18 protein-coding genes and 1 tRNA gene are annotated in these 25,924 nt (G+C 57.6%); 9 read left to right on the top strand and 10 right to left on the bottom strand.

Translation table 11 applies throughout. The features are described 5' to 3' along the window. The first annotated feature begins 22 nt into the window (after positions 1-22). Positions 23-361 (top strand): 30S ribosomal protein S18, encoded by a 339-nt coding sequence (gene rpsR / locus VM554_09690; GenBank protein HVJ08645.1) that lies wholly within the window; start codon positions 23-25, stop codon positions 359-361. 154 nt (positions 362-515) lie between these two features. Continuing rightward, positions 516-974, top strand: a complete 459-nt coding sequence (rplI, locus tag VM554_09685; protein HVJ08644.1) for a 50S ribosomal protein L9 — start codon at positions 516-518, stop codon at positions 972-974. A gap of 102 nt (positions 975-1,076) precedes the next feature. On the opposite strand, the gene VM554_09680 is transcribed toward rplI, so the two are convergent. Next, a complete protein-coding gene (locus tag VM554_09680; GenBank protein ID HVJ08643.1) occupies positions 1,077-1,829 on the bottom strand; it encodes a metallophosphoesterase family protein in 753 nt (250 codons plus the stop codon). Between the two features lie 124 nt (positions 1,830-1,953). Continuing rightward, positions 1,954-2,850 carry an ABC transporter ATP-binding protein gene (locus VM554_09675; protein ID HVJ08642.1) on the bottom strand — a complete coding sequence of 299 codons (897 nt, stop codon included), beginning with the start codon at positions 2,848-2,850 and terminating at the stop codon, positions 1,954-1,956. 249 nt (positions 2,851-3,099) lie between these two features. Here VM554_09675 and VM554_09670 point away from each other — a divergent pair, with 249 nt between their 5' ends. Then, positions 3,100-5,961 carry a TonB-dependent receptor gene (locus VM554_09670; GenBank protein HVJ08641.1) on the top strand — a complete coding sequence of 954 codons (2,862 nt, stop codon included), beginning with the start codon at positions 3,100-3,102 and terminating at the stop codon, positions 5,959-5,961. A 117-nt stretch (positions 5,962-6,078) separates the two neighbouring features. Here the strand turns inward: VM554_09670 and VM554_09665 are convergent. From VM554_09665 to VM554_09630, 8 genes are all read right to left on the bottom strand, one after another. Next, a tRNA-Ile gene (locus VM554_09665) sits at positions 6,079-6,155 on the bottom strand. Between the two features lie 132 nt (positions 6,156-6,287). After that, the gene (locus VM554_09660; protein ID HVJ08640.1) at positions 6,288-6,689 is read right to left on the bottom strand and encodes a vitamin K epoxide reductase family protein; all 402 of its coding nucleotides are present in this window, start codon (positions 6,687-6,689) and stop codon (positions 6,288-6,290) included. A gap of 152 nt (positions 6,690-6,841) precedes the next feature. Beyond that, positions 6,842-9,085, bottom strand: a complete 2,244-nt coding sequence (locus VM554_09655; protein HVJ08639.1) for a TonB-dependent receptor — start codon at positions 9,083-9,085, stop codon at positions 6,842-6,844. 108 nt (positions 9,086-9,193) lie between these two features. Then, positions 9,194-9,439, bottom strand: coding sequence for a hypothetical protein (locus tag VM554_09650; GenBank protein HVJ08638.1), 246 nt, complete (start codon positions 9,437-9,439; stop codon positions 9,194-9,196). 272 nt (positions 9,440-9,711) lie between these two features. Then, positions 9,712-10,929 carry a hypothetical protein gene (locus VM554_09645; protein HVJ08637.1) on the bottom strand — a complete coding sequence of 406 codons (1,218 nt, stop codon included), beginning with the start codon at positions 10,927-10,929 and terminating at the stop codon, positions 9,712-9,714. A gap of 2 nt (positions 10,930-10,931) precedes the next feature. Then, on the bottom strand, positions 10,932-11,972 hold the full coding sequence (locus VM554_09640; GenBank protein HVJ08636.1) for a hypothetical protein: 1,041 nt from the start codon (positions 11,970-11,972) through the stop codon (positions 10,932-10,934). 131 nt (positions 11,973-12,103) lie between these two features. After that, positions 12,104-13,495, bottom strand: a complete 1,392-nt coding sequence (locus VM554_09635; protein HVJ08635.1) for a tetratricopeptide repeat protein — start codon at positions 13,493-13,495, stop codon at positions 12,104-12,106. Between the two features lie 150 nt (positions 13,496-13,645). Beyond that, a complete protein-coding gene (locus VM554_09630) occupies positions 13,646-17,185 on the bottom strand; it encodes a carboxypeptidase regulatory-like domain-containing protein (protein ID HVJ08634.1) in 3,540 nt (1,179 codons plus the stop codon). Between the two features lie 721 nt (positions 17,186-17,906). Here VM554_09630 and VM554_09625 point away from each other — a divergent pair. The 6 genes from VM554_09625 to VM554_09600 all read left to right on the top strand — a co-directional run bounded on the left by VM554_09625 (position 17,907) and on the right by VM554_09600 (position 25,894). Then, positions 17,907-20,225: a glycoside hydrolase family 2 TIM barrel-domain containing protein gene (locus VM554_09625; GenBank protein HVJ08633.1), complete on the top strand. Its 2,319-nt coding sequence runs from the start codon at positions 17,907-17,909 to the stop codon at positions 20,223-20,225. A 164-nt stretch (positions 20,226-20,389) separates the two neighbouring features. Then, positions 20,390-21,901, top strand: a complete 1,512-nt coding sequence (gene glpK / locus VM554_09620) for a glycerol kinase GlpK (protein HVJ08632.1) — start codon at positions 20,390-20,392, stop codon at positions 21,899-21,901. Positions 21,902-21,905: 4 nt separating this feature from the next. Continuing rightward, on the top strand, positions 21,906-23,489 hold the full coding sequence (locus VM554_09615) for a glycerol-3-phosphate dehydrogenase/oxidase (GenBank protein HVJ08631.1): 1,584 nt from the start codon (positions 21,906-21,908) through the stop codon (positions 23,487-23,489). Then, positions 23,486-24,217, top strand: a complete 732-nt coding sequence (locus VM554_09610) for an MIP/aquaporin family protein (GenBank protein HVJ08630.1) — start codon at positions 23,486-23,488, stop codon at positions 24,215-24,217. The genes VM554_09615 and VM554_09610 overlap by 4 nt, the downstream gene beginning before the upstream one ends. A 55-nt stretch (positions 24,218-24,272) precedes the next feature. Further along, entirely contained in the window at positions 24,273-25,199 is a 927-nt protein-coding gene (locus VM554_09605) for a hypothetical protein (protein HVJ08629.1), read from the top strand. A 5-nt stretch (positions 25,200-25,204) separates the two neighbouring features. After that, positions 25,205-25,894 carry a class I SAM-dependent methyltransferase gene (locus VM554_09600; protein HVJ08628.1) on the top strand — a complete coding sequence of 230 codons (690 nt, stop codon included), beginning with the start codon at positions 25,205-25,207 and terminating at the stop codon, positions 25,892-25,894. Positions 25,895-25,924 lie beyond the last annotated feature (30 nt).

The following is a 25,924-nucleotide window of genomic DNA, read 5'->3' as shown; positions in this document are numbered from 1 at the left end:
CGCCAAGAAGGAAGAAGAGCAAATGGCAGACGAGAACACTCCAGTAAGTGCGCCCCACAGTCCGGCGCCAGCATCCTCCGGCCCGTCTTCGGGTTCCGGTCAACGCAGCGGTGGTCGTCCCGGCGGTGGTCCCGGTGGCCGCAAGTTTTTCCGCCGCAAGAAGGTCTGCAAGTTCTGCACCGAGAAGATCGACGCGATTCCTTACCGCGATGTTCGCCTGCTGCAGGGCTTTGTAGCGGAGCGCGGAAAGATTGTGCCTCGCCGTCTGACGGGCGTTTGCACCACGCATCAGCGCCGTCTTACGCGAGCCATCAAGCAGGCCAGGAACATCGCCCTGCTGCCATTCGCAGCGCGCTTCTAGGTTTCAAACGGCAGTTGGAGTACTCCCGGTCCCGCGTCTGCGCGTTCCATCGGAGTTCCACTGCCTGCGGGACATTGGCATCCGGCCGCAGGTATGCGCCTGCGCTGACGCTGCAAGCGTTACCGCAATACTTTTTAGGTTTCTGGAGATCGCAATGGAAGTCATTCTGAAAGAAGACGTACTCAATCTCGGCCATCGCGGCGATGTCGTGAAGGTGGCCGACGGTTATGGCAGGAACTTCCTGCTGCCGAAGAAGCTGGCCATGGAAGCGAATGCTGCCAACAAGGCCGTAATCGAACAGATGAAAGCCTCGGCTGTGCGCAAGTCAGCCAAGGAGAAGGCGGAAGCAGAGGCACTTGTGGCCCAGCTTGATGCCGTGTCGCTCGCCTTCGAGCGCAAGGTCGGCGAGAACGAGCATCTCTTCGGTTCGGTTACCTCGGCGGATATCGCGCAACAGTTGGAGAGCAAGGGCTTTGCCATTGACCGCCGCAAGATCCACCTGGAAGAGCCGCTCAAGGCGCTGGGAGAGTTCCATGTTCCCATCAAGCTTCATCGCGAAGTCACCGCTCACCTCAAGGTAAGCGTCGTGCGCGAAGAAGGCGCTGCAGAGTAACGTCGTCCAAAGTCGCCATCAAGGCACTTGAGTGAATGGGGCGGAGGCGATCCGCCTCCTTTCCTACCTATATGGCTCAGGGGGCAATCTCCCGAGCTTCCGCTAGCGCCCCTCGCGCAGACGTGAGGCGAGACGATCCGGCAGGCCCGCACGCAGAATTCGCTGCTGGGCCATTTTTACGTCATAGGGAACGCGATAGAAGCTGACCGTCTTTCTGTCCCCATCGTAGAGAGCGTATGCGGCGCGCCAGTCGTGGTCGCGAGGCTGGCCGACCGAGCCGGGATTCAGCAGATACCGCAGGCCGTTGCGGAGGGGGATTTCGTATTCCTCGGCCTCGTTGCCTCCGTGGTACCGCGGCTCCAGCCGGAACCATTCCTCTTCGCTGGCGGCAAAGCCACCCTGCACATGCGTGTGGCCGAAGAATGTGATGCGGGAGTGCGCCTGCTTCAGAGGGAGCCATGCGTCCCGCAGAGACATGACATATTGATCCTCGTCGAGAACCGAACCATGGACGCAGCTCACCTCGGTTCCCTCCGATACCACGGGGCCCTCGGATAGCTGACGCAGCCAAAGAATGTGTTCGCTGGTGAGTGTGGTGCGCGTCCAGCGCGCAGCCGCCGTGGCGATGGGATTGAAGCCTACCAGAGAATCCAGACCACAGCAGGCACGATCATGGTTTCCCCGCACCATCACGGTGCCTAGACCTCTCACGCGCTCGATTACCTCATTCGGGCTTGCTCCGTATCCGACGACATCTCCAAGGTTCCACACGGTGTCGTGAGCCGGCGCGGAGGCAAGCACTGCTTCCAGCGCATCGAGATTGGCATGAATATCGGAGACGACGAGTGCGCGCATGGGCAGCCAGGGTAACCGGGGAACTCCATCGGATGATCGATCTGAAAAGAGCTCTATTCGACAATCTATCTAGGATTCATCCAGTTGCCAACCCTGCACGCGCTGGCATGCTCCGGGAAGAGGATCAACGCCCGGGATGCTGCCGAACCCAGTGGCCGGGGGCGCACTCCACCACTTTTGCCGAGGCGTCCTCCATCGACGCTGGAAGGGTGGCTAGCGGAAGGTCGCGGCTGGTTTGCATGGTGGGCACCGCGCCGAGCAGGCTCCGCGTATAGGGGTGAGCTGTCTCGCGGAAGATCTGCGATCGAGAGCCCTCTTCCAGCAGGTATCCGTGCCGCATCACCAGCACGCGGTCGGCGATACTTTGCACCACCGCGAGATCGTGCGAGATAAAGATCATCGAGAGGCCGAAGCGGGAGCGCAGGTCGCGCAGCAGCTCCAGAATCTGTGCCTGCACGGTGACGTCCAAAGCGGTAGTCGGCTCGTCGGCAATGAGCAGGCGCGGATGGCTGATGATTGCCATGGCGATGAGGATCCGCTGGCGCTGTCCCCCGGAAAACTGGTGTGGGTAGTCCGCATAGCGCGTCTCCGGCTCGGCGATCGCTACTGCCTCCATCGCCTCCAGCACCTGGCGGCGCACCTCGCGCTGGGCAAGCTCGGGATGGTGTGTGCGCAGCGCCTCGGCAATCTGCTCGCCGATGGTCATTACCGGGTTGAGCGCGGTCATCGGCTCCTGGAAGATCATTGCGATCTGCTGGCCGCGATAGGCGCGTATCTTCTCCTGGCTTAGACCGAGTAACTCATTCCCGTTAAACCGTACGGAACCCTCCACGCGCGCGGCGCTCGCCAGAAGCCCAAGGATCGCCAGCGTCGTTACGGATTTCCCTGAGCCTGACTCGCCCACAATCCCCAGCACGTCTCCTTCGGCAAGAGAGAAGTTGAGGTTGTGGACTACAGGGGATTCGCCGGTTTCTGTGCGAAACCAGATCGAAAGATTCCGAACTTCAAGGATTGCTGCCACGAGGATGATCCTAACGGAAGCGACGCCTTCGCCACAAAGGGAATAAAGATCAACAACGGACTCTGATTCACGCCATCCTAACCTCACCGACAAGAAGCGTTCATCTTCGATGGGCAGACTCGATTGCTAGAGCCACTGTGCCAATTGCAGTTCTTTATCAGATCGACCAGCACCCTCATTTCGGCCAGATCTCTCGGCCGCTGTTGGAACAGCAAGAGCCCTCTTTCGATGCCACCTTCTCTGGAGACCATGATGAAGCGAATACACCTTTCCCTCCTTCTTGCATTTGCGTTGTTGCTATGTATAAGTCCCACGCGGTGGGTGCTTGCACAGGACGCCCGAGGTTCTATCTCCGGAAGCGTTTCAGACATTAGCCAGGCCGTATTGCCGGGGGCTCTGGTTGAACTTCAGCCAATCGGCAAGCGCGTTGTCTCCGATGCCCAGGGGCAGTTCAAGATTTCAGACCTGGCGAGCGGGGAATACACCATCTCCGTATCGTATGTAGGATTCGCGCCGTTCACGACGACTGCAAAGATTGCCGCGGGACAGACGACCTATGTCAACGCCACGCTGCTGATTGCTGAGAAGGCAGATCAGGTGATTGTCTCAGGAGAGCGCCTGCATGGTGAGGCGGAGGCGATCAACATTCAGCGTACGGCGGAAGATATCGTGCAGGTGCTCCCGGCGAAGGTCATCACGAGCCTGCCGAACACCAACGTTGCGGATGCCGTGGGGCGCCTCCCCAGCGTGACGCTCGAGCGCGATGAGGGTGAGGGCAAGTATGTGCAGATTCGCGGTACGGAGCCCCGCCTGAGCAATACGACAATTGACGGGGTTAATGTGCCTTCCCCCGAGGGCAGCGTGCGCAACGTCAAACTGGACGTTCTACCTTCCGGCCTGGTGGATCGAATTGAAGTCAATAAGACCTTGTCTGCCAACCAGGATGGCGACGCCATCGGCGGATCCGTCAATCTTGTGACCAAAACCGCGGGCGAAAGACCGACCTACACCTTCGGTATCCAGGGTGGATACACGCCGATTCAGGATGGCCGCTGGGTTGATGGATTCGATGGGACTGCCGGCAGGCGCTTTGGCGCAACGAAGCGTCTGGGAGCACTGCTGGGATTTACCTACGATCATAACGATCGCGGCATTGACGATCTTGAACCATTGCCAGTGGTGGGACAGGATCCAGTAAGTGGAAAGAACCTCGCCTACTTTGCCACCGAGGACATGCGTACCTATAAGTACTACCGGACTCGCTATGGCTTTGCCGGTGGCCTTGACTACGTGATTCACCCGGGAACAAGCGCGTACGCGCGGGGATTGTTCTCTGATTTTCACGACTATGGCGATACCTGGGTCTATACGCCGAATGCCGGGGCGCTGGTCTCCCAAAACGGCTCCAGCACGCAATTTGATAACACCGGGAACATGCAGTATCGGCATTACATTCGCCGGCCAGATCAACAGATCTTCAGCATTCTCTCCGGTGTAACGCACGAGATCCGGTCCTCTATCCTCACGCTTGAGTTTGCGGGTTCCCGCTCCCATAACATTGGTGGCCAGGACTTTGCGACTTCCAACTTCAATGGACCCAGCAACGTTCAGTTCACGCTGAATGCCAGCGATCCATATCGTCCAAAGTTCAATGCCGTTGATGGCACCAATACGCTCGATCCTACGGCCTATTCAATGGTGGGCTTCAGCGCGCCCAAGTCGCACAGCACCCAACTGAACTTTCAGGGATCCGCGGACCTTGCGCAGCACTACAGCCTGAACTCGCACTATGGCACGCTGGCCGTGGGACTGAAGATCCGGAATGCGCAGAAAACGCAGAGCGAGTCAGATCTTGTCTACTCCAACCCGGATGGAAAATCCTCTATCCTGCTGAGCCAGGGACTGTCAGCGCAGTCGGCTCCAAACTACTATGACAACTCGTATAAATACGGAGCGCTTACCGACTATCGGAAACTGATCCGGCTCTTCCAGGCGAACTCTTCAGAGTTGCCCCTCGACGTCACAGCCAGCCGACTTCACTCTGACCCGGCAACCTACGATGCCAATGAGCGGGTGTATGCGGGCTATGTTATGAATAGCATTTCCTGGAGCAAGTTCCGGCTGCAGGCGGGGTTACGCATCGAAGCTACAGATGCCACCTATACTGCGAACCAGGTAATCCTGAATAACGGGGAATACCAGAGCACGCTTCCGGTCAAGGGAAGTTCGGGTTATATCAACCTGCTGCCAAGCGTGCAGTTGCAATACCAGATCGACCCCAACACCAATCTGCGCGCAAGCTACGGGCGTGGTATCTCACGGCCTAACTTCTCGGATATTGTTCCCTCGCAGCAAATCGATCCGAACACGACGCCCCCCAGCATCGTTGCTGGAAATCCTGGCCTTAGAGCGACGGGAGCGAATAACTTCGACCTGCTGGTAGAACACTTTACTCAGCCGCTCGGCGTGCTTCAGGGTGGATTCTTCTACAAGCAGCTCAACGATCCCATCTATCCCACAACTACGGCGACCACAGTTGGAGGAAAGCCGGGACAACTGAAGCAATCCGTGAATGGTCCCGACGCCTATATCCTTGGCCTTGAACTAGCCTGGGAGCAGAGGCTGTCTCGTTTGCCGGGCCTGCTGGGTGGCTTTGGCGTGTCGGCAAACTACAGCTACACGACGTCAGAGGTTACTTTCCCAAGCTCGTTCAATCGAACCGATCACGCGGCGCTGCAGCGCCAGGCTCCCAATACCTATAACGTCGGCGTGACTTATGACAAAGCGAGATTCTCCATGCGCTTTGGCCTAAGCCATAATGACGAGAATATCTACTCCTATGCTTATGGCGGAGGCGACGCAGCCACGAACAAAGATCCTATTCTTGGGTTGAAGGGACCTGGAGGAGACCAATACCTCTACGCCCACACCCAATACGATCTTCAGGGTAGCTATCGACTCTACAAGGGGCTCCAATTCGTAGCCTCAGGCCTGAATCTCAGTAATGAGGTCTTTGGGTTCTATCAAGGGAGCGGTATTTATCCAATCCAGCGGGAGTACTACCATCCCACAGCCAGCTTCGGTCTCCGCTGGACCTCTACCGCAGAGTAGGATTCTGCGAAGACACTCCAGACACCACGAGCCACTCGCCTGAGTGGCTCGTGGTGTCTATGCCGATGCTTCAACCCGCAGCCCGATGGGGTCTGAAAAAGAAGGTTGTGTGGATTATGGTGGGCCCACCAGGACTTGAACCTGGAACCAACGGATTATGAGTCCGCTGCTCTAACCAATTGAGCTATGGGCCCTTCTTGCGCGAGAAGTTCGCTTCAACAAGCATACCGAATCAGGAGTGCTCTGCAGAAGATCTTCTCTTCATCGCTGCATTCTGACTGGCGTGCTTTTAGTGTTGCACAGGCTTGCTGAAGCCGACAACATGCCTAGTCTGCCGCTCGCCGATGCCTGAGCCAGTCAAGGAGTGAGAGCAGTGTGATGGCAGCGATGATGCCTTGCGAAATCACGCAATAGAGGCACCACACCTGCAGGATATTTCGTTCAATGTATGTCAGGTACAACGCGAAGCCGAGTCCCGGCAAGGATAGCAGGAAGGTCCAGCGCCTGCGCCCGAGAAGCGAAAACAGGGCCAGCGCTGCATAGCCGACCATGCCGATTCCGGCGACGGGGACCTTTGCTATCTCAGCATAGGAACTGTGATTCACCACGCCACAATCCCAATGCTCATTGATGCTGCAGGGTTGCGTCTCATTGGAATAGTGAACGCGGAATGCGAGAAACGAAACGATGATTCCCGCAATGGCCAGGATTGCAATTCCGTAGCGCAAAGTAGCTCTCTCCTGAATTTCCAAAACTTATTACCGGCAGGGTCTGAGGGTATTCATCCCGACCAGCGGTTAATTTCTTCCATGTAGAAGTGGTATAGCCGGGCGTGCTGCTCCTCAATCCATTCTCCGTGGCGCCAGGCCATTCTGTCGAATCAATAGTGGAAGCGGTACCGAACCTCTGCATAGATCTGCCGCGGATCGTTGTAGTGAAATCCGCCGAAGGTAAAGCTGTTATCCAGCAGAACACGGTGATTCGAAAGATTAATTCCGGTTACGGAGACGGTGGCGCGCTCTCCAAAGTTCTTGCCGATGGAGAGGTCCACCGAAGTGTGCTGTGGTAGATAGTTTCCCGGGTATTGCTCATTCGGGTCTCCGTTGAGGAATCCCGATCCATAATTGACATTGATCGAACCAAATCCATTCCATGGCAGCGCGGCATGGAAGCCCACATCCAGGGTGTTGCGCTGGTCGTGATCCACCGGGGTATAGCCAGGCTCGACATCGCATTGCGGCGACGTGACGGGGTAGCAGATCAGTCCTCCAGTGATCGGGCCACGCTGCTTGGCAATCTGGTTGGAGTAGGCAAGATGTGCCTGCCCCAGCCGCCATAGCCGGGGGGATCGAAGAGATAGCTCCCATCCCTGGACGAGTGCACCATCGATCGTCACGGGGAAGTAGATGCTCGATGCCCCAACATTTGAGTGGTCGAGAAACTTGTTGATCCGCGTCTGAAAGTGGTCAGCGTCCAGCAGCCAACCGTAGAGCGGAATCTGCACGCCGAACTGATGCTCTTCATCGTGCTCGCCATGAATGGGCACAAAGGAAGTGTTCTGACTATTGGCGTATTGGATGAGTGGGCCGGAGGTAGTGAGCAAAGGAGGCGGCTGATAGAACCTGCCATAGAAACCGCGAAATACCCAGTTAAGCCTGGGGATCTGAAGCGCCGCACCGACACGCGGGCTTGTCACGCTCTCGGTAAAATCTCCTGAGAAAGTCGATTGGCGAAGACCGCCGATGAGTGTCAGCCACGGTGTCACTTTGAAGTTGTCGGAAAGATACTCTTCAATCACTCCACCAGACACTGAGTTCCGGAGGGCAAAGCTTGGAAAGCTTTGGTCATAAAACACGGAGCCATATTTGTCGTTGTCATGTTGTCCGAATGCATAGAAGCCAGCTTGAAAGGTGTTCCTCTTGATCTGGCTGCTAACAGAGGCCTGAATGCCAGCATAGTTGGACGCACGATCTGAGGTTGTTGCAATCGGAAAGTCGCTGGAACTCGGCTCGTAGTCGGCCTGGTTGTAATGGTAGAAAGGGGACACCTGAAGCAGCGTCGATGCGCTGAACGTATGCAGCCAGGAGAGAGTGACCAGCCCATCTTTTTCATGCTGCACGTCCCGTAATCGATTCGTGTCCGCAGGATTGTAAGGAATCTGAAAGAAGTCCTGGCGAAGCTGTGCTACTAGCCGGAATTGATCGCGGGGAGTGCGGTTATACAGCAACGATACAAAGCCGCCGTAGCCATTGGCGGCATCGTGATAGGTGCGATCGATCGGCGGCGCTAACCCATAGTTGCTTCTGTTGCCGGTTAAGCTTGCGTAGTAGGCAAACTTCTCCGAGTGGCTGCCGAAGTTCAGTTGATCGTTGGTCTGCCAGTAGTTTCCCGCGCTCACTACGAGTTCGGCTTGCCGGTTCCGTTCAAAGCCGGTTCTCGGCACGACGTTCATCACGCCAAAGGTTCGATCGCCGATGTCGGCGTTATAGCTTCCCCGCTGGACTTCAAGATAGTCAATGTCCTTGGGGTCAATCTGCGCTCCCAGATTACTCGCGATATTGGTATTGGGAATCTGTACGCCGTCAATCTGCCAACTGATCTGGTGGCCGCCACGCATGTGGAGCATGTCGTGAGTCATGTAGGCACCGGGAACATAGTCGGTGATCATAGCCAGACTGTTGGTTCGATCCGCGCCCGGCGTTTGGGCGATGTCGGCGCGACCTACCAGAGTGGTGGTCGTCGCGGAATCAATGTTCACTGTCTCCTGTGTCGAAGTGACGGAGACGGACTGCTGCACGCTTTCGAGTTGTAGCGCAAAGTGCAAATAGGGTGCGGTTCCGGAGGCGACCCTAACAGCTTGTCGAATGGTTTGGAATCCCGCCTGTGCAATTGTAATGGTGTACTTGCCGAGAGGCACCGCGGCGATCGAGAAGGAGCCTTCCTCGTCGGTGACGGTGCTCAGGGCGAAGGCAGAGTCCTCCGCGTGCAGCGTAATCTGGGCGCCCTTGATGGGCCTGTGTTGCGGGTCGTGCACAATTCCATTCAGCTTGCCAAAGATATTCGCGTAGGCAAGTGTGCCGTGCAGAAGCGCCGCAAGCAGGCAAAATCGAGCAAGTGTTCGCATCCGGTCTCCTCGTCGTTCCGTGCCGATCTATTTCCTTCTGCCCACGATTCCTCGCCAGGCGCATGATCGCCCGAGCGAATTGTGGTGTGCTGGCAGAGGTTCGAGTGGTTAGAGGAGGTCTGTGGGAGGGCCACGCTTCTGGCGAGAGCGGCTGAAGGAGATGCGACGCTTCGCCTGCGTTTGCGGGGAGGATGCAGGATGGGAAACTACCTGTGCATCGATAGCGGCTGCGACATCGAGTGCGGCAGGTACATGGCTGATGCAGGGCAGAGACCCTGGCCAATAAGGGCACTTTGTGTCCATTGCTGAGACGTTTGTTCCTGCGGCGGCGGATGCCTGCGAGTTTTGCAGCATCTTCATCATGCAATGGTGCTTGCCATTTTTGCGGCAGCAAGCCGGGATCTCGCCTGTGGAGTCTGCTCCCGAAGCAAACAGGGGAAGCATCATCGGAGCAATAAGAAACAGCAGGATCGAGATGGAAATCAGTCGTCTCAGACCGCGATTATAAAGCAGGTGTTGCGAAGTCATCTAACACATAGAACGGCCAGTCAAGGATAGGCATTGCCCGCCGGTTGCAACCGCCTGATTCCACTCCAAATCGAACTTTGGCATGCGTAGCTGAGGGTCTACGTCTCACCCAGCCAGACAAGAATCTGCTTCAGGTCGGTGGGCGAGGAAGAGGTGGTTCCGCGCGGTAAGGTTGGCCCGATAGCTAAAGCCTGATTGTGCCCTTCAAACCAGACGAGGAAGCCGGATTCCTTCGCGCCGGAAAGCCGTTGCTGATTCAGCCATGTGTAGTAGGCGCCCATATCGGCATCCAGCAGCGATCCGGCGGGGTCCAGTTCTCCCGGATGAGACGCGCTGGAGAGCAACTCGTTCATGGGCCTCTGACGTTGCCGGGGAGAAAAGCGCACCAGCAGCGATATGGGTTGAGCCCGCCGCATCACCTCCCGCGCGGCCCACTGCGCAAAGGTTGTGCTGAAGATCTGCGTGCCGGACCCTTCCGTCAGCAGGCTGATTTGGAAGCGGCTGAGAAGTGCTGCGGGGCCCTCCGACGGCAGGCCAAGGTCTTGCGGCTTCATCTGCGCAAGCATGGTGCGCAGAGCTTCCGGTCCGCCGGAGCCGGACTCGATGGTTCGCTGCATACGCGTCAGAAGCGCGTTCCGCGCCGGTTCCAGGCCGCTGTAAGAGACGCAGGTGACATCCGCGTTGGAGTGCAGCGAACTTTCTCCGCCATCGATATACCAGTGGGCGTAGGGTTCCGGATGAGCTGCGGCGCGCGCAGTTATCGCGCTTAGGAGCGTCTGAAGGCCGCGCTCCGCGCTGACCTGCGTGAAGTGTACCCCGCTCGGCCGCAGCTTGCGGAACAGAGGATAGTCCGTTGCATCGACGCCGGAGCCGATCACGACGATTCCCAGCCGCGGGATGGACGGAGATTCCTCCGGGATGGCGGCGTGCCATGCGCCGGCATACTCGTCGGCGGCTGCGCGGAAGCGGTCCATCTGATGAGTCGCCCACAATGATGCAGTCAGGTGCTCAAGGAATTCGCCGGGAGCATTGACCCAGTCAAGCTTCGCAGTTTCCTCCGGCAAGGTGACTGCCGAAAATCCGGCGAGGAGCCGATCGCGTTTCTCTTTTGGCAGCGACCGAAGATATTGGAACTGGTCCTCCAGCTCTTTGCGCTCGCGGGGAAACTTCCAGTCGTAGGCGATAACTTCGTGCAACAGAACCGGTACGAGGACGGCAGGTAGCTGTCGCAACAACTCAACCTGGCTCACGGCCAACTGGCGGGCCTGGGGAGGATAGCTCTTAAAGCTCTCCGGATTGAGGTTGGCAGGCAGCATCTTCAGCAGACCTCCACCAGCGGCTTGCCTTGCGCCAGTCGCGGGGAGAATCCGAAGATCGCTCCCAGCGTAGGCACCAGATCGATGGATTCGACGGGCCTGTCAAGAACAACACCCTGCCGGATACCCGGTCCCAGAACCATCATCCATGTTGTGCGGGAGAGGGGATCGCCGGTGCGATGATGCTGAAATCCATTTCCGCCTGGGTCGGTATCGGCGTCGCGACCGAAGTCCGGCAGGATGAACATCGTGGTCTTGCCTGCATACTCTGGCTCTGATTCGATGGTCTTCCAAATCTCCGCGCAAAGCCGATCCGATCTGCGGATGCCATCGATGTAGAGCGAATATGCGCCGGAGTGCGCAATATCAATATCGTGCAACGTGATCCAGAGAAGGCTTGGTGCGAGTTCGCGCATCAAGCGCCGGGCAATGTACACCGAGAGTTCATCGGGGCTTGCAAGGCTTCGAGCATGAGCGGAGAAATCCGTTACCGAGAGCTTTAGCAGATTCTGGAGCCTTTCCATCTCCACTTCGTTCCCAGCCAGGGCCGGTGTGTTAAAGGGTGCTTCATAGTTATCCCGCAGCAGATGCTCGTAATCGCCTGATTTTTTGGACGACATCGCAGAGGCCAGAAGATGCTTCGGGAGGATGACGCCCGCTCCGAGGCCCGCTCCATATCGCCGATTGTCACTCTCGCCGATACGGTTGAATCCATTGCTTGGAGCTACAACCCATGCATCCGTGGCACGACGGCCTAGATCCTTGCGGAAGTATTCAAAGACGGTTGGGTTATGCGGAGCTACGGCGGCAAAGTTATTGAAGGTCTCATACACGCCGGTAGCGAGGCTGGCAGTTGCAACATAGTGCCCCAGGATGCCGTGGTTCACCATCTGCGCATAGAACGTCGATTGAGGAAAGAGAGTTTGCACAAGATTGGGAATATTCTCCTGGCCCTCGGGCGCAAAGGTCTCCTCGTCGCGCGCTCCTCCGCCAAAGGTAACAACCACGGCCTTCGGATGCTTGCGAGCAATGGCTGCATGCATGGGGGCAAAGCTCGTGATAGCGCTTCCTGCCGCAATGCCAACGGCGCCGCGGAGAAATTCTCTTCGGCTGCACGCGACTTGGCGGGCAACATTGGCTGCGGTCCTGTGGATCTTTGAGTGCATATCTCTGCTCAATGCATGGTCACCAGGAACGTGGTGACTTCTTTGAACTTTGCGTTCAAGTCATCCTTTTCCTGCTGACTGTATTGCTTCTGGAGAGCGATCTCCTGGTGAGCCTTCTCTCGTTCTCCCGCGTGGGAGTAGGCAAGAGCAAGGCGATAGTGCGCCTTGGAGAATGCGGGTTTCAGCGCAATGGCCTTTTCCAGGGGCACGATGCTTTCGGGCCAGCGGGATTGATATTGTTCCAGCAAGCCCATCTGATAGTAGGCTTCCGGCGAGTGCGGATCGTCTGCGATAGCTGTCTCCAGCAGTTTGCGTGCCGCACTTGCATTTTCTGGAGTGCTGGGCCGATGCAGGATGTTCGCAGCGGCATAGGTGGCAACCATCGCATTCTTCGGATGCCGTTCGGCGAAGCTCTCCAGCTTGTCGCAGCCCTTGCTTGTCTCGGGCATCAGGCTGCAACTATGCCCTAGCAACTCAGCGTACAGTGCGTTGTCAGGATCGGATACCAGGAGCCTGGAAAAGATGGGAGCGGCAAGCCCAACATCGTTCATTGAGTAGCGAGCTACTCCCAAACCCAGCAATAAGCGTGTGCTTGAGGGATAGCGTTCCAGTCCAAACTGAAAAATCCTGATCGCCGGATCAAAGGTCCAGTGGCGCAGAAACTCGATTCCCAGGGCATACATGTTTGCCTCGCTGGGATCGAGTTTTGCGGCAGCCTGCAGGTGTGCAACGGCCTGTTCGTAATGTCCCTGCCTCTCCTCGATATCGCCGAGAAGCGACTGTGCCTGCGATGAGGAATCCTTATCCGATACGCGAGACAGGACTTCATTTGCCGTTGTCGTCTGGCCGGAGTTGAAGAGTGCCAGAGCCCAGTTATAGAGCAGGTCCGGATCCGACGGGTTCCGCGACGCAGCCTTGGCGAATGCGGCTGCGGCTTGTTGCGAGCGGCCCGTTTGCAAGAGCGCCGTACCCAGCGAAGACAGAGTTTGCGCATTGCCAGGGTCAAGCGCAACGGAGCGAGTGAGCACTGGCACCGCATCCTTCTCACGATTGACCTTGAGGTAGGCCGCGCCAAGATTTGCAAGCGCGATTGCAGAAGAACTGTTCAGCGAGCAGGCCTTTTCAAGAAAGGGAATTGCAGGTGTGAATTCTCCTGATTCGGCGTAGAGAAGGCCGAGCGTTTCGGCAACCTCAAAACTATTCGGATTCCGCCGTGCGAGATCTCTGAGAGTGGATTCGGCCTCACGGCGATCTCCGCTATCCTGCGCTTTGAGTGCGGCCGCGAACGCAACCTGGTCGCTGGCGCTTAGACTCCGCGCCTTTGATGAGCTGGTATGCGTACGCTGAGTCGCTTGCCCCGGAGAGGCGCACGGAATCAGGAGGTGGAGAGATAGCAGCACTGCTGCAGGAAGGCCACGGAGGATGGTCGTGCGAGCTGTCCTGTGGACGAGAGTCCTGTGAACGAAAGTCCTCTGAACTAGGGACACGGTGGGAGAAACCTCCGGCAAACGGAGATGTTTCCACCTCCGTCTGCCGCTGAGTGTAACCGCTTAGAAGTTGTACTTCAAAGCGAATTGGAAGAAGCGCGAATCCGGAGTGAAGCTCTGGAAGAAGCGCACATTGGTGATCTGGCCGCCATCCGTACCGGTCCCGCTGTTACTAGGTTGGGCATAGGCTGGCGTATTCAAGAGGTTAAAGACATCCGTGCGGAACTGTAAGGTTTGTTCGCGGAAGGTCTTGAAGGATTTGAAGAGGGACATATCGATACGCTGATACCCAGGGCCGGCCACCTGATTTCTACCGATTCCCAGATACCGGTATGCGGCCGAGCCCGTCAACAGAGCGCTGCCGATGCCATTTGCATCGAGCGGATTTGCAAAGGAGCAGGGGTTATACCAGTTTTGCGTTGTCCTCACCTTGGTGGGGCAAGTGGTGTTCGGATTGTTGGGAGTTCCGCCGGCCTTGAATGGATCCGCAATTCGCAGTGCGCGTGCGCCGGCTCCAGCAGGAGTACTGGTGTTGCTGGTGCCTACCGTGAACGGTTCGCCGGATTGCGCACGGAACACCATGCTCAAAGACCAGCCACCTACAACAACATCAGCCATTGTGCTGTTGGAAAGATACTTCTGCCCACGTCCGAAGGGTAACGCGTAGCTGCCGTTGAGAGTGAACCGATGACGCACGTCAAAGGGAGACGAGGCATAGTTCAGGCCAATGGGCACCACATTCGTTCCCTGGTATCCAAGGTCTCCAGTGCTGCCCAACGGAGTTGGCGCGTCATCCAGAGAGTGAGACCAGGTGTAGGTAGCCAGATAGCTCAACCCTTCCGTATAACGTTTTTCGAGCTTTGCCTGAAATGCGTTATAGCTGCTATCACCCGTGTACGACGTATAGGAGAGTCCGCCGAAATCCGGGAATGGACGGAGCGGATTTACATTTGTTCCCGGAGCCGCAATCGCAACCGGCGAGTTTGGATCAGGGAATACCTGCAGGTGACGAGATACGGAACCGACATACGCAACCTGGGCGACCAGGCTGTTGGACAGCGCATATTCGGTCGACAAGTTGTACTGCTCGCTATAGGGCGTCTTCACGTTCTTGTCACTGCCGCGCAGGGTTGGTGTTGAAATTGCATTTTCAAGTCCGACTGCGATCGCATGGGAGAAGCCCGTTGCCAGGGATAATCCGTTGGTCGGGCAATTGTTTGGCAGGCAGTCGCCGTTTGGATTGGATGGAGATCCCACCACGGGAAAGTTTGAGTCGAACTCAAACGGATAGTTCTCTCCCAGGTTGGGATAGTAGCCGGTGCTTTCTACTCCGCCGAAGAAGATTCCATATCCGCCGCGAATCACGGCCTTATCGCCCGCTTTGTAAGCAAAACCAAAACGCGGAGCGACGTTGGTGTTCTGGCGGTTCACCAGCGAATTGTTACTGGTGTACTGGATGGTGACGTTGTCCTTTGCCAATAGATCGAGGAACTTTGGAGCCAGTGCCACGCCCTTGCTCTTAGTCGGGATCAGGTAGATGCCCGATCCCTTGCCCGCTGCAATCGGCCCGGTAGGCAGGAGCGCTGCCTGGTGCCCATGGCGCTCGGAGTAAGGGTCGAACAATTCATACCGAACCCCGATGTTCAGCGTCAGGCGGGGGCTCGGCTTCCAATCGTCCTGCACGTAAAATGCACGGTCCCACCGTACATCGTCTGTGTTGAACAGGTTCGAAAGGCCTGCGCCATTCATGTTGTCCGTCAGAAAATCCGCAGCGCCATAGCCGGTGTTCGCGGTGCCCGGCTTGGAGGTGTAGAGTCCGTTGAAGTTGTAGGTGCCACGCGATGCCGTCGGCTGCATGGTAGAGAAACGGATGTGCTGGAAATTGACGCCCGCTCTGAGCTGGTGATTGCCGATCGTCTTCGTTACGTTGTCGAGAATCTGAAAGACATTCTCATACTCGTTGGATACATAGAAGGTAGGCGATCCGAAGTTCGATAAGCCTCCAATTGATACATTCGGCAATCCGCCGTTTAGCGGAGCAAAGGGAATTCCGCCGAGGCCAATGGTGGCCGCGATATTCGTGTTTGCGTTCTCCTGCAGGAATCCGAAGTGGCCATAGTTATAACCAAAACGAAATTCGTTGGTCAGACTCTGGCTGAAGATGTGCGTCTCGGACCCGGCAAAGTTTTCTCCCAGATTCTTGATGCCGCCATCATCGCTGAAGTTGCCGCCGTCGAGGATCGGACCAAGCGGCGAAGGGCGGTTGCCGGGATTATTCAGATAGCTGTACCGGCCAAAGATCTGATCTTTCGGGCTGATATTCCAATCCATACGGGCATCCCATTGCCACGTGTTATCCAGGTCATTGGTCAATATGGTGTAGTTATTGTAGGTTTGCCCGGGAATACCGATGTTTGGCTTTGGGTACAGGTTCAGTATGTTCTGCGCGACGGAACTGATCTGATCGGGACACAGCTTGTTCTGGACTCCATTGCACTGCTGTAAGGCGGTGCCGCCGCTGCCCGGTCGGTAAAGTGTGGTGGTGGAGCCGTTGACCAGCGCAGGATTCAACAATTCGCTGAAATCTCCTTGACGCATCAGGGCCGTGGGAACACTCAGCTTGGCGTGTGTGGTGCCAAAGATGATGCGGTTCGCCTCCACATCTCCAAAGAAGAAAAGTTTGTCTTTGAAGAGGGGAAAGCCCAGGGTTGCGCCAAATTGATTCTGCCGGTACTTCGGAACGATGTTTACAGGATCGCTCCATTGATGAATGTTGAAGGCATCGTTGCGCACATATTCCCAAAGATCTCCGTGGACGTTGTTGGTGCCGGATTTGATGGCTGCGTTGACGACCGCGCCTGCGGAGTGGCCGAACTCGGCGCTATAGGCACCGGTCTGCACTTTGAACTCCGACAGGGCATCCGGTGGAGGCCGCACCACGAAGCTTGCTCCGTTCAGAAAGTCGACGACGTTGTTGTTGTTGTCGACACCGTCGAGGATGTAGTTATTCTGCTCAGACCGCTGACCGTTGGCGTTGAAGTCGCCTTTTCCCGCACCACGCGAACCGCTGGGTGGAGTGATCCCGGCGGTAAGCTGAGCGACGAAAACCCAGTTACGACCGTTGAGCGGCGTGTCGTTAATGGTCTTGGTATCCAGCACCTGCCCGGTGGAACCCTCTTCCGTTTGCAGCAGCGGAGGGGCCGACGTTACTTCGATCGTCTCCGACGCCGCTCCCGGCTTAAGTTGAACGTTCACAGAAACGCGGGCCTGCATGTCGACGTGCACATTTTGCTGCGATGTCTTGGAAAATCCCTGCGCCGTTACCGAGATCGAGTAATTCCCGACTTTGATCGGCTGGAAGATGTACAGGCCGCTTTCATTGGTGTGTGTCTCCAGGATGAGATTCGTGTCGGAGTTCAGCAGGGTGACCGTTGCGTTAGGGATCGATGCCCCGGTTGTGTCTGTCACAACCCCGGTGATCGCGCCCTGGTCGGCCTGCGCAAAAGCGCGGCCATGGATGCCAACCGCAAGCATTGCGAGCATGGCGACAAAGAACAGGACCCTGTGAGGATGATGATTTTGCAGGTGACGTGTACTGCGCATTTCGGACCTCCCCGAAGTGTTGCGTTAGATGGACCTTATCCGCGGAAATACCACGATGGGAACGGCGAGCATTGTTTCTACTCTTTCCATCCACCACCGGCACCAATGGCCCATTGCAAAGTTCCGGGACTCGTTAGCGAATCGCCGGCTAGGGCTCTTCCTGGTACCACTTGTGCAATTGGATCTGTACCGCGTTTTTCGTTACGTCTTATCGAGCAATCGTTTTCTTGCGCGCCTTGGGCAGGCGTCTCAGACTGAAATCAGGTGGCTCGCACTGCGATGATCTTTAGACAGGAATCGCTTCCGCGGCGAAAAGCTTCATGAGCAAAAATGAATGAGCAACCGGCTGCATCATCCGGCATCATGGGACCCTAAAATCTCCGCATAGAGGCTGTCAACACAAAAAACAACTTTGGATGTACGCTCCGGAAGCTGGCCAGATACCCACGGGTGCGAGTACCTGAGCTGGGATCTATGGATGACAAGTGCTCCTCGGTTCCCGCGTCCAGCTTGTCATCCTGAGCGCAGCGAAGGACCTGCTTCTCCACTGCACAGGGTTTTCGCCTGCCTTGACGCGGCAGCATGCCGCAACTACAACAGATAACCATAGGCATAACCACGGACAAATTAGCAGACTGTCAGGTTGCGCTGCTCGCGCGAGCAGGCTGCTGCGATTCGCCTTGGAAGCCAACTCAGGCCGCTGAAAGAGAACAGGAGACTCATGTATAGGCGCGAATTTCTCAAGACTACAGGTACTTTGATTGCTGGCGCCACGCTTTCCAATGGCGCGTTTGCCTCGGAGTCTTCCGCGACAGCGCCCCAGGCGGCAGGCCGCTTGATCCTGCCGCTGAATCGCAATTGGCGGTACAGCCGCACTGCGACGGATGCGGCGCACGCCAGGGATTTTGATGACTCAAAATTTGAGCGCGTCGTGGTTCCACATACCAATATTCGCCTGCCGTGGCACAGCTTTGACGACAGGTTATACGAGTTTGTGTCGGTTTACCGCCGCCGCTTCAAGCTACCGCTGGAGGCGCGAGGCCACCGCGTCTTTGTCGATTTTGAAGGAGTCATGACCGCTTCCACGGTCTGGTTAAACGGGGTTCGGCTGGGTGAGTATAAGGGAGGATTCACGCCGTTCTCCTTTGACCTGACCCCGCACGTAGACTTTGACGGAGAAAATGTACTGGTCGTCGATGTCGACTCCACGGAGCGCGCAGATATCCCTCCCTTTGGCTATCAGATCGACTATCTGACTTTCGGCGGAATCTATCGCGAAGTGCAGCTGCGCATCGTGCCTGACGTCTTTCTGGAGAACATCTTCGCGCGTCCCCGGGATGTGCTCTCCGATCATCCGTCCGTGGATGTGAATTGCTACCTGCAGTATACCGCAGCCGCAAAGCAGCCTCTTACGCTCGAAGTCTCCTTGAAGGATGGGGAGAAGGTTCTGGCGACAGCGACACAGCGAGTTGCGCCTGCGGCTGCCGCAGATGAGCCGATCGCTCATACCGTGCAGCTCAACAAGCTCGGCGCGATTGAACTCTGGGATCTTTCGCATCCTCGCATGTATACAGTGCAGGTGCGGCTGCTGCGCGGGACGCATGTGCTGGACGAAGATGCGCGCGCCATAGGCTTTCGCGAGGCAACTTTTACCGATCATGGATTTGAATTGAACGGCAAGGTCATCAAGCTGCGCGGGCTGGACCGGCACCAGACCTTTCCCTTTGTGGGGCAGGCGATGCCCGCCCGCGTGCAGAAGCGCGACGCGCAAATCCTGCGAAAGAACTTGAAGTGCAATATTGTTCGGACCTCTCACTATCCGCAGTCGCGCCACTTTCTGGATGAGTGTGACCGGATTGGCCTGCTTGTGCTCGAAGAGATTCCCGGATGGCAGCACATCGGAGATGAGCCATGGAAGCTGATCGCTATCGACAATGTGCGGCGCATGATACGGCGCGATTGGAACCATCCCTCCATCATCCTGTGGGGAGTGCGCATTAACGAGTCCCGGGATGATCACAGCTTCTATACCCGGACCAATGCCGTGGCGCACGAGTTGGACCCCAGCCGCCAGACGGGAGGCATTCGCTACTTCCAGGAGTCGGAGTTTCTGGAAGATGTGTTCACCATGAACGATTTTGGCTTTCCGCTGAAGAAGCCGAACCACCCGCGTTACCTGAACACGGAGTTTGTCGGCCACACGTTTCCAACCAAAAGTATCGACGATGTGGAACGAAAGACGGAACACACGCTGCGCCATGTACGCGTGCACGACCAGCTGGCATCGGATCCGCAATACGCGGGCGGCATCGGCTGGTGCGCCTTCGACTACAACACACATTCAGATTTCGGCTCGGGAGACCGCATCTGCTATCACGGCGTAACCGACATCTTCCGCGAACCCAAACCGGCGGCGGGGTTCTATAAGTCGCAATGCGAGCCATCGGAAGAAGTAGTTCTGGAGCCGGCCTTCAACTGGGCAGCCGGCGATGAGTCGCTTCGCTTCAGCAAGGCGGTTGTGTCATCGAACTGCGACCACCTCAAGTTTTACGTCAACGGAAAGCTCGTGATTGAGGCCGACCCGGATCGGACACTCTACTCGCACCTGCGCTATCCACCCTTCATCGTCGACGCCACGAAGATGGGAACGTGGGGAGAACTGCGCATCGATGGCTATATCGAGGGCAAGCAGGTGATCTCGAAGAGCTTCTCGAGCAAGGGGATCGATCAAAAGTTCGCGCTGCTGCCGGATGACACGCAACTCATCGCGGACGGTGCAGATACGACTCGCGTAGTGATGCGAGTGACCGATGAGTTCGGCGCGATTCGACCGTATGCGAACGACGCCATCGTGTTTCAACTGGAAGGACCAGCAGAACTGATAGGTGACAACCCCTTCAGCATTGTCGGAGGAACCGGTGCGATCTGGATCCGGGCCAAGGAGGAGCCGGGTACGGTGCGCCTTGTCGGCCGCCATCCTGTTTTGGGCGAACAGGAGGTGCACATCGAAATTTCGCCGGCGCCTCCAGAGAAGGTATAGCCGTTGAGCAGGCCGCCAGTCTTCCGCATCACAAGTGCGCAAGACTGGTGGCCGTTCTGTGTGCCAACTCAACGGCGCGAGTTTGACAGCCGCTCCAGCGTCCTGTTTGTATCTTGCAGATCGAATAAAATTTTGGTGCGATCGACCATCTTGCGAGGAGAACCATGTCTTACGTACTTGCATTGGATCAAGGGACGACGAGTTCGCGTGCCATTCTCTTTGGAGTCGATGGCAAGATCGTCGCGCAGGCGCAGCATGAGTTCGAGCAGATCTATCCCGACTCTGGATGGGTTGAGCACAAGCCCTACGACATCCTCACGTCGCAGCTAAGTTCCGCCGTGGAGGTACTCGGCACCGCAGGGGTTCGCCCCCGCGATCTGACGGCGCTGGGTATCACGAATCAGCGGGAGACCACCCTTATCTGGGATCGCGAAACCGGAAAGCCGATTTACAACGCCATCGTCTGGCAGGATCGCCGCACTGCAGCAGAGTGCGACCGGCTAAGGGAGTCAGGCGCGGAGGATATGGTTCGTCAAACTACGGGCCTCAGGATCGACCCTTACTTCTCGGCAACCAAGATCGCATGGATTCTGGACAACGTCTCTGGCGCAAGGCAAAGGGCCGATGCAGGGAAACTGGCGTTCGGTACGGTTGATAGCTGGCTCATCTGGAATCTGACGAGCGGCACCAGGCATATCACCGACTTCACAAATGCATCGCGCACCATGCTCTTCAACATCGTGAAGGGGTGCTGGGATGCGGACCTGCTGCGGCTCTTCAATGTTCCTGAGTGCATGATGCCGGAGGTGGTGCCCTCAAGCGGTAAGGTGGGAGACGTTACGACCACGCTGGGTCTTGGCTCAGTGCCCATTGCAGGGATCGCAGGAGACCAGCAGGCTGCGTTGTTTGGCCAACTCTGCGTGATGCCGGGCGACACGAAGAATACCTATGGCACCGGCTGCTTCCTGCTGCAGAACATCGGCAGGAAATTTGTCTCATCCGAGCAGAAGTTGATCACGACGCTCGCCTGCAGCATGAACACGCAACTGGAGTATGCGCTTGAAGGGAGCATCTTCATAGGCGGTGCGGTGGTGCAATGGCTCCGCGATAATCTGAAGCTCATCCACACCTCGTCGGACGTGCAAGCACTCGCGCAGTCGGTGACGGACGCCGACGGCGTGGTGTTTGTTCCAGCGTTTGTGGGCCTGGGAGCGCCCCACTGGGATCCCTACGCCAGCGGGCTTATCATCGGTTTGCGCCGCAGCACGCAGCCGGGGCATATCGCTCGCGCGGCGATGGAGAGCATTGCGTTTCAAGTGGCAGACGTGCTGGAGGCAATGGCAGCGGATACTGGAACGGCACTTAAGGAGCTTCGTGTGGATGGCGGCGCTGCGGCGAATGATCTATTGTTGCAATTTCAGGCAGACGTGCTGGGGATCCCTGTCGTACGCCCCGCTCAGATTGAGACAACTGCGATGGGCGCAGCCTATCTCGCAGGACTGGCGGAGGGCTTCTGGGAGAGTCCCCAGGCCATTCGCTCTCTTCGCGGGCCGGATACGAAGTTCGAGCCTGCAATGAGCGATGCAAAAGTGAAGGCGGCCAGGGAGCGCTGGCACGACGCGGTGGAGCGTTCCAAGGGCTGGTTCAAGGAGCACGACAGAAGAGGCGGGGAATAGAGCGATGAATCGTGAAGCTATGGTTAAGCGAATCTCCGAACGCACAACGCCATGGGACATGGTGATTCTCGGAGGAGGAGCAACTGGCGTCGGCGTGGCTGTGGATGCCGCATCGCGTGGCTTCGATGTGCTGTTGCTGGAGTCGCATGACTTCGGCAAGGCTACCTCCAGCCGAAGCACCAAGCTTGTGCATGGCGGCGTGCGGTATCTGGAGCAGGGCAATATATCACTGGTAATGGAGGCATTGAAGGAGCGCGGTCTGCTTCGCCAGAATGCTCCTCATCTCGTACATGATCTGGCATTCGTTGTGCCGAACTATTCCTGGTGGGAGATGCCGTTCTATGGCATTGGCCTGAAGATGTACGACCTGCTTGCCGGCAAGTACGGGTTCGGCCGTTCCCGCGTTCTCTCGCTGGAAGAGACGTTGAAGATGCTGCCAAATCTGCAGCAGGATGGCCTGCGCGGTGGGGTCGTGTACTACGACGGGCAATTCGATGATTCGCGGTTGCTCATTCATCTGATTGCCACCGCTGCCGATCATGGCGCAACCCTGCTGAATTATGCGCCGGCGATTGCAGTGACCAAGGATGAAGAGGGCTATGTCAATGGTGTTCGCATGAAAGACGAGCTGAGCGGGAAGGAGTACGACCTTCCAGCACAGGTTGTGATTAATGCGACAGGCATCTTTGCCGATCAGGTTCGCCGCATGGCCGACACCACGGTTAAGAACATGATCGTTCCCAGCCAGGGCATTCACCTGGTATTCGAGCGATCCTTTCTTCCCGGCGATAGCGCAATCATGGTCCCTCGCACCAGCGATGGCCGCGTTCTTTTTGCGATTCCTTGGCATAGGCATACGCTGGTGGGAACGACGGACACGCCGATTCCCGAGGCTGTTTATGATCCGCTCCCGTTTGAAGATGAGATCAACTTTATTCTGGAGACTGCGGCAACGTATCTGACGCGTCCGCCAACACGCAAGGATGTACTCAGCGCGTTTGTGGGGATTCGCCCCCTCGTGAAGGTGCAGGATGAGTCCACCGCAAAGACCTCGTCGATTTCGCGCGACCATACCATTCACATCGATGCCTCTGGCCTGCTGACGATTGCAGGAGGCAAGTGGACAACCTATCGCTATATGGCGGAAGACTGCGTGGATCATGCGATCACGCTGGGCCGGCTGCGCGATGCGGAGTGTGTTACGCGGAACCTAAGGCTGCATGGGTATCGTGAGGATGCGGAAGAGCTTGGCAGTTTGTGGGTCTATGGCTCCGATGCGGAAGAGATTCGCGCGCTTGCGAAAGAGGATCCCAGCCTGCTCGAGCCATTGCATCCTGCGCTGCCTTATTGCGCTGCAGAGGTGATCTGGGCCGTAAGGCAGGAGATGGCGCTTACGCTGGACGACGTGCTCTCGCGCCGGACTCGCGCACTCTTTCTGAATGCTCGCGCGGCGATAGAGATGTCCGCGGCGGTGGCGGAGCTGATGGCGCGCGAACTTCACCAGCCGGACGCCTGGGTGCGCGATCAACTCGCGACATTCAGGCGTCTGGCGGACACGTATCTTGTAGCTTCGGAGGAAACGGCTTGATTCGCTCTCCTATGTTTGGTGAGTTCATGGGTACGATGGTGATGATCCTGCTAGGAGACGGTGTGGTGGCCAGCGTGCTGCTGAAGCGTACCAAGGCGGAGAACGCAGGTTGGATGGTGATTGTCACGGGATGGGCCTTCGCGGTCCTCGCTGGCATATTCACGGCCGTGGTGTGCGGCAGCCCCGACGCGCATCTCAATCCGGCCATTACTTTGGCCTTCGCGGTGAAGAACCACAATTTCAGCGTGCTGCTGCCCTACGCAACAGCACAACTTGCGGGAGCATTCGCCGGCGCCTGCCTGGTGTGGATTCACTTTTATCCTCACTGGCGGGAGACTTCGGACGCATCTGCGAAGCTGAGCATCTTCTGCACCGCGCCCGCGATTCGCTGCCTGCCGGCAAATGTCGTGAGCGAGGTGATCGGCACCGCGATTCTGGTGCTCGTGGTTGGCGCAATGGGCTCCAGGCTGGTGCTTTCGACGGGTGCCGCAGGAGGACTCTCGCCGTACCTGGTTTCCTGCGTGGTGTGGGGCATCGGTCTCTCGCTCGGGGCAACGACAGGCTACGCGATCAATCCTGCTCGCGATCTGGGGCCTCGTCTCGCACATGCGGTGCTTCCGATTCCCGGCAAGGGTGTCTCGGATTGGGGCTACGCATTTGTACCCATCGTCGGTCCGCTGATTGGAGGCGCGATTGTGGGCCTCTTCCTGCGTGTCCTTGGAGCGTGAGTTCCCGGAGTCCGGCGATCGGCGCGGGCTGGGGGCAGGCATTCTAAAATAAACCGTGGCCCTCGCCGCTCCGACGCTCCCGCAGTCTGCCCGCTGCTCCCGCTTCTTCCAGGTTCTGGAGGCGTGGCATTTGCTGAGCCTCGATGCGCCGACGGTTGCGGGTCTCTGGGCATGGTCCTTCGCGCGAGCCGTGCATCTCCACCTGCCCTGGTCCGCGCCTTTACTGCTGGCCTTGGGAACCTGGCTTATTTACGTGGCTGACCGAATCCTCGACGGTTTTCGCGCGGACGCTGCCAGTCTGCGGCCTCGTCATCACTTCTACGCACGCCATTGGTCGGCTTTCGTTGCCATGGCTGTCGCGGGGGGCACGGTGCTGCTCTGGCTGATCGTCGAGCGAATGAATCCACGTGCTCGTCGGGAAGATACGTTTCTCTTCCTGGCGGCGTTGCTCTATTTCCTTCTTATCCATCTGCCCCTCCATCGCCTGCCCCTCCATCGCATGGAGCGATGGCTCCCCAAGGAAATGGCAGTCGGCATTCTGTTTTCTGCCGCAACGGCGGTGCCCGCCTGGTCGCGTCTGTCTATCGAAGGGTCTGTGGGTAGCCGTGCATTGCTTCCCTCTGTGTTTGCTTTCGCGGTCCTCTGCTGGCTCAACTGCGTTGCAATTGAGGCGTGGGAGGATTTTGCTTTCTTTATTCCCGGCCACAACGGAGGCTCTATCCGAGCAAACCTGACCACTCGCTACGCTGGAACCCATCTACCCGTTTTTGCCAGCCTTCTAGTTGTGGTAGCCGTGATGCTCGGCCTGGCGACATGGGCCAACACCCGCTCGCTCGCCGCGCTGGACTTTGCCATTGCCGCTTCTTCCATCCTGCTTGCGCTCCTCGATGGGCAGCGCTATCGCATCTCCCCCATGGGCCTGCGCATCGCAGCGGACGCGGTTCTTCTGACGCCGGTGCTGGTCATCCCTCTGCTCTGGTAACTCCTATGGCAGCCGCTCTCCCCAACTTCGACCCTATCGCGCGAGCGTACCGGTGGCTGGAGTATCTCAGCTTCGGGCCCATGCTCGCGCACTGCCGCTTCTCTTCCTTGCCGGAGCTGGTCCACTCCAGACGCGCCCTGGTTTTCGGAGATGGCGATGGCCGGTTCCTTGCTCGACTGCTTACATTGAATCCTCATCTGACGGCGGACGTTGTGGATTCGAGTGCCGAGATGTTGCGCCTTCTCGAACAGAGAATCTGCTCCATCGGCGCGGAGGCCCGCGAGCGGATCACGCTGCATCATGCGGGCGCTCTCAGCTTTGCTCCGCCGAAGTTCGGCTATGATCTCGTCGTCACTCACTTTTTTCTTGACTGCTTCAGCACGGAGCAGCTTGCTGCATTGTTTCGCATGCTCAGGCCGCACCTCTCCGCGGGAGCACTCTGGGCGCTCTCTGATTTCGCGATTCCTCCGGGGCCGATCGCCGCTGTTTGCGGTCGTCTCCTCGTGGCGGGGCTTTACCGCAGCTTTGGCCTGCTTACCGGGCTTCGCACTCGCACTCTGCCGGAGTATCGAGGACTTTTCGAGGACAACGGATTCACGCTCTGCCAACGCAAGACGTGGCTCCGCGGCCTGCTGGCTGGCGAAGTATGGCGCCTTACGGAACCTCCTCCGGGGCGTGGCATTACACTCATCTAGACATGCGGCAGCCGGTCTTCGCGTTGCTGC

This window comes from Acidisarcina sp. (assembly GCA_035539175.1).
Classification (GTDB): domain Bacteria; phylum Acidobacteriota; class Terriglobia; order Terriglobales; family Acidobacteriaceae; genus JANXZS01.
Note: the sequence above shows the minus strand (reverse complement) of the source record. Positions and strands in the feature narration are given on the sequence as shown.

What these genes read in the sequence shown, in the direction of transcription:
- rpsR (HVJ08645.1), top strand. Translation starts at nt 23, where the DNA reads ATGGCAGACGAGAACACTCCAGTAAGTGCGCCCCACAGTCCGGCGCCA.
- rplI (HVJ08644.1), top strand. Translation starts at nt 516, where the DNA reads ATGGAAGTCATTCTGAAAGAAGACGTACTCAATCTCGGCCATCGCGGC.
- VM554_09680 (HVJ08643.1), bottom strand. Translation starts at nt 1,829, where the DNA reads ATGCGCGCACTCGTCGTCTCCGATATTCATGCCAATCTCGATGCGCTG.
- VM554_09670 (HVJ08641.1), top strand. Translation starts at nt 3,100, where the DNA reads ATGATGAAGCGAATACACCTTTCCCTCCTTCTTGCATTTGCGTTGTTG.
- VM554_09655 (HVJ08639.1), bottom strand. Translation starts at nt 9,085, where the DNA reads ATGCGAACACTTGCTCGATTTTGCCTGCTTGCGGCGCTTCTGCACGGC.
- VM554_09650 (HVJ08638.1), bottom strand. Translation starts at nt 9,439, where the DNA reads ATGCTGCAAAACTCGCAGGCATCCGCCGCCGCAGGAACAAACGTCTCA.
- VM554_09645 (HVJ08637.1), bottom strand. Translation starts at nt 10,929, where the DNA reads ATGCTGCCTGCCAACCTCAATCCGGAGAGCTTTAAGAGCTATCCTCCC.
- VM554_09640 (HVJ08636.1), bottom strand. Translation starts at nt 11,972, where the DNA reads ATGCATGCAGCCATTGCTCGCAAGCATCCGAAGGCCGTGGTTGTTACC.
- VM554_09630 (HVJ08634.1), bottom strand. Translation starts at nt 17,185, where the DNA reads ATGCGCAGTACACGTCACCTGCAAAATCATCATCCTCACAGGGTCCTG.
- VM554_09625 (HVJ08633.1), top strand. Translation starts at nt 17,907, where the DNA reads ATGTATAGGCGCGAATTTCTCAAGACTACAGGTACTTTGATTGCTGGC.
- glpK (HVJ08632.1), top strand. Translation starts at nt 20,390, where the DNA reads ATGTCTTACGTACTTGCATTGGATCAAGGGACGACGAGTTCGCGTGCC.
- VM554_09615 (HVJ08631.1), top strand. Translation starts at nt 21,906, where the DNA reads ATGAATCGTGAAGCTATGGTTAAGCGAATCTCCGAACGCACAACGCCA.
- VM554_09600 (HVJ08628.1), top strand. Translation starts at nt 25,205, where the DNA reads ATGGCAGCCGCTCTCCCCAACTTCGACCCTATCGCGCGAGCGTACCGG.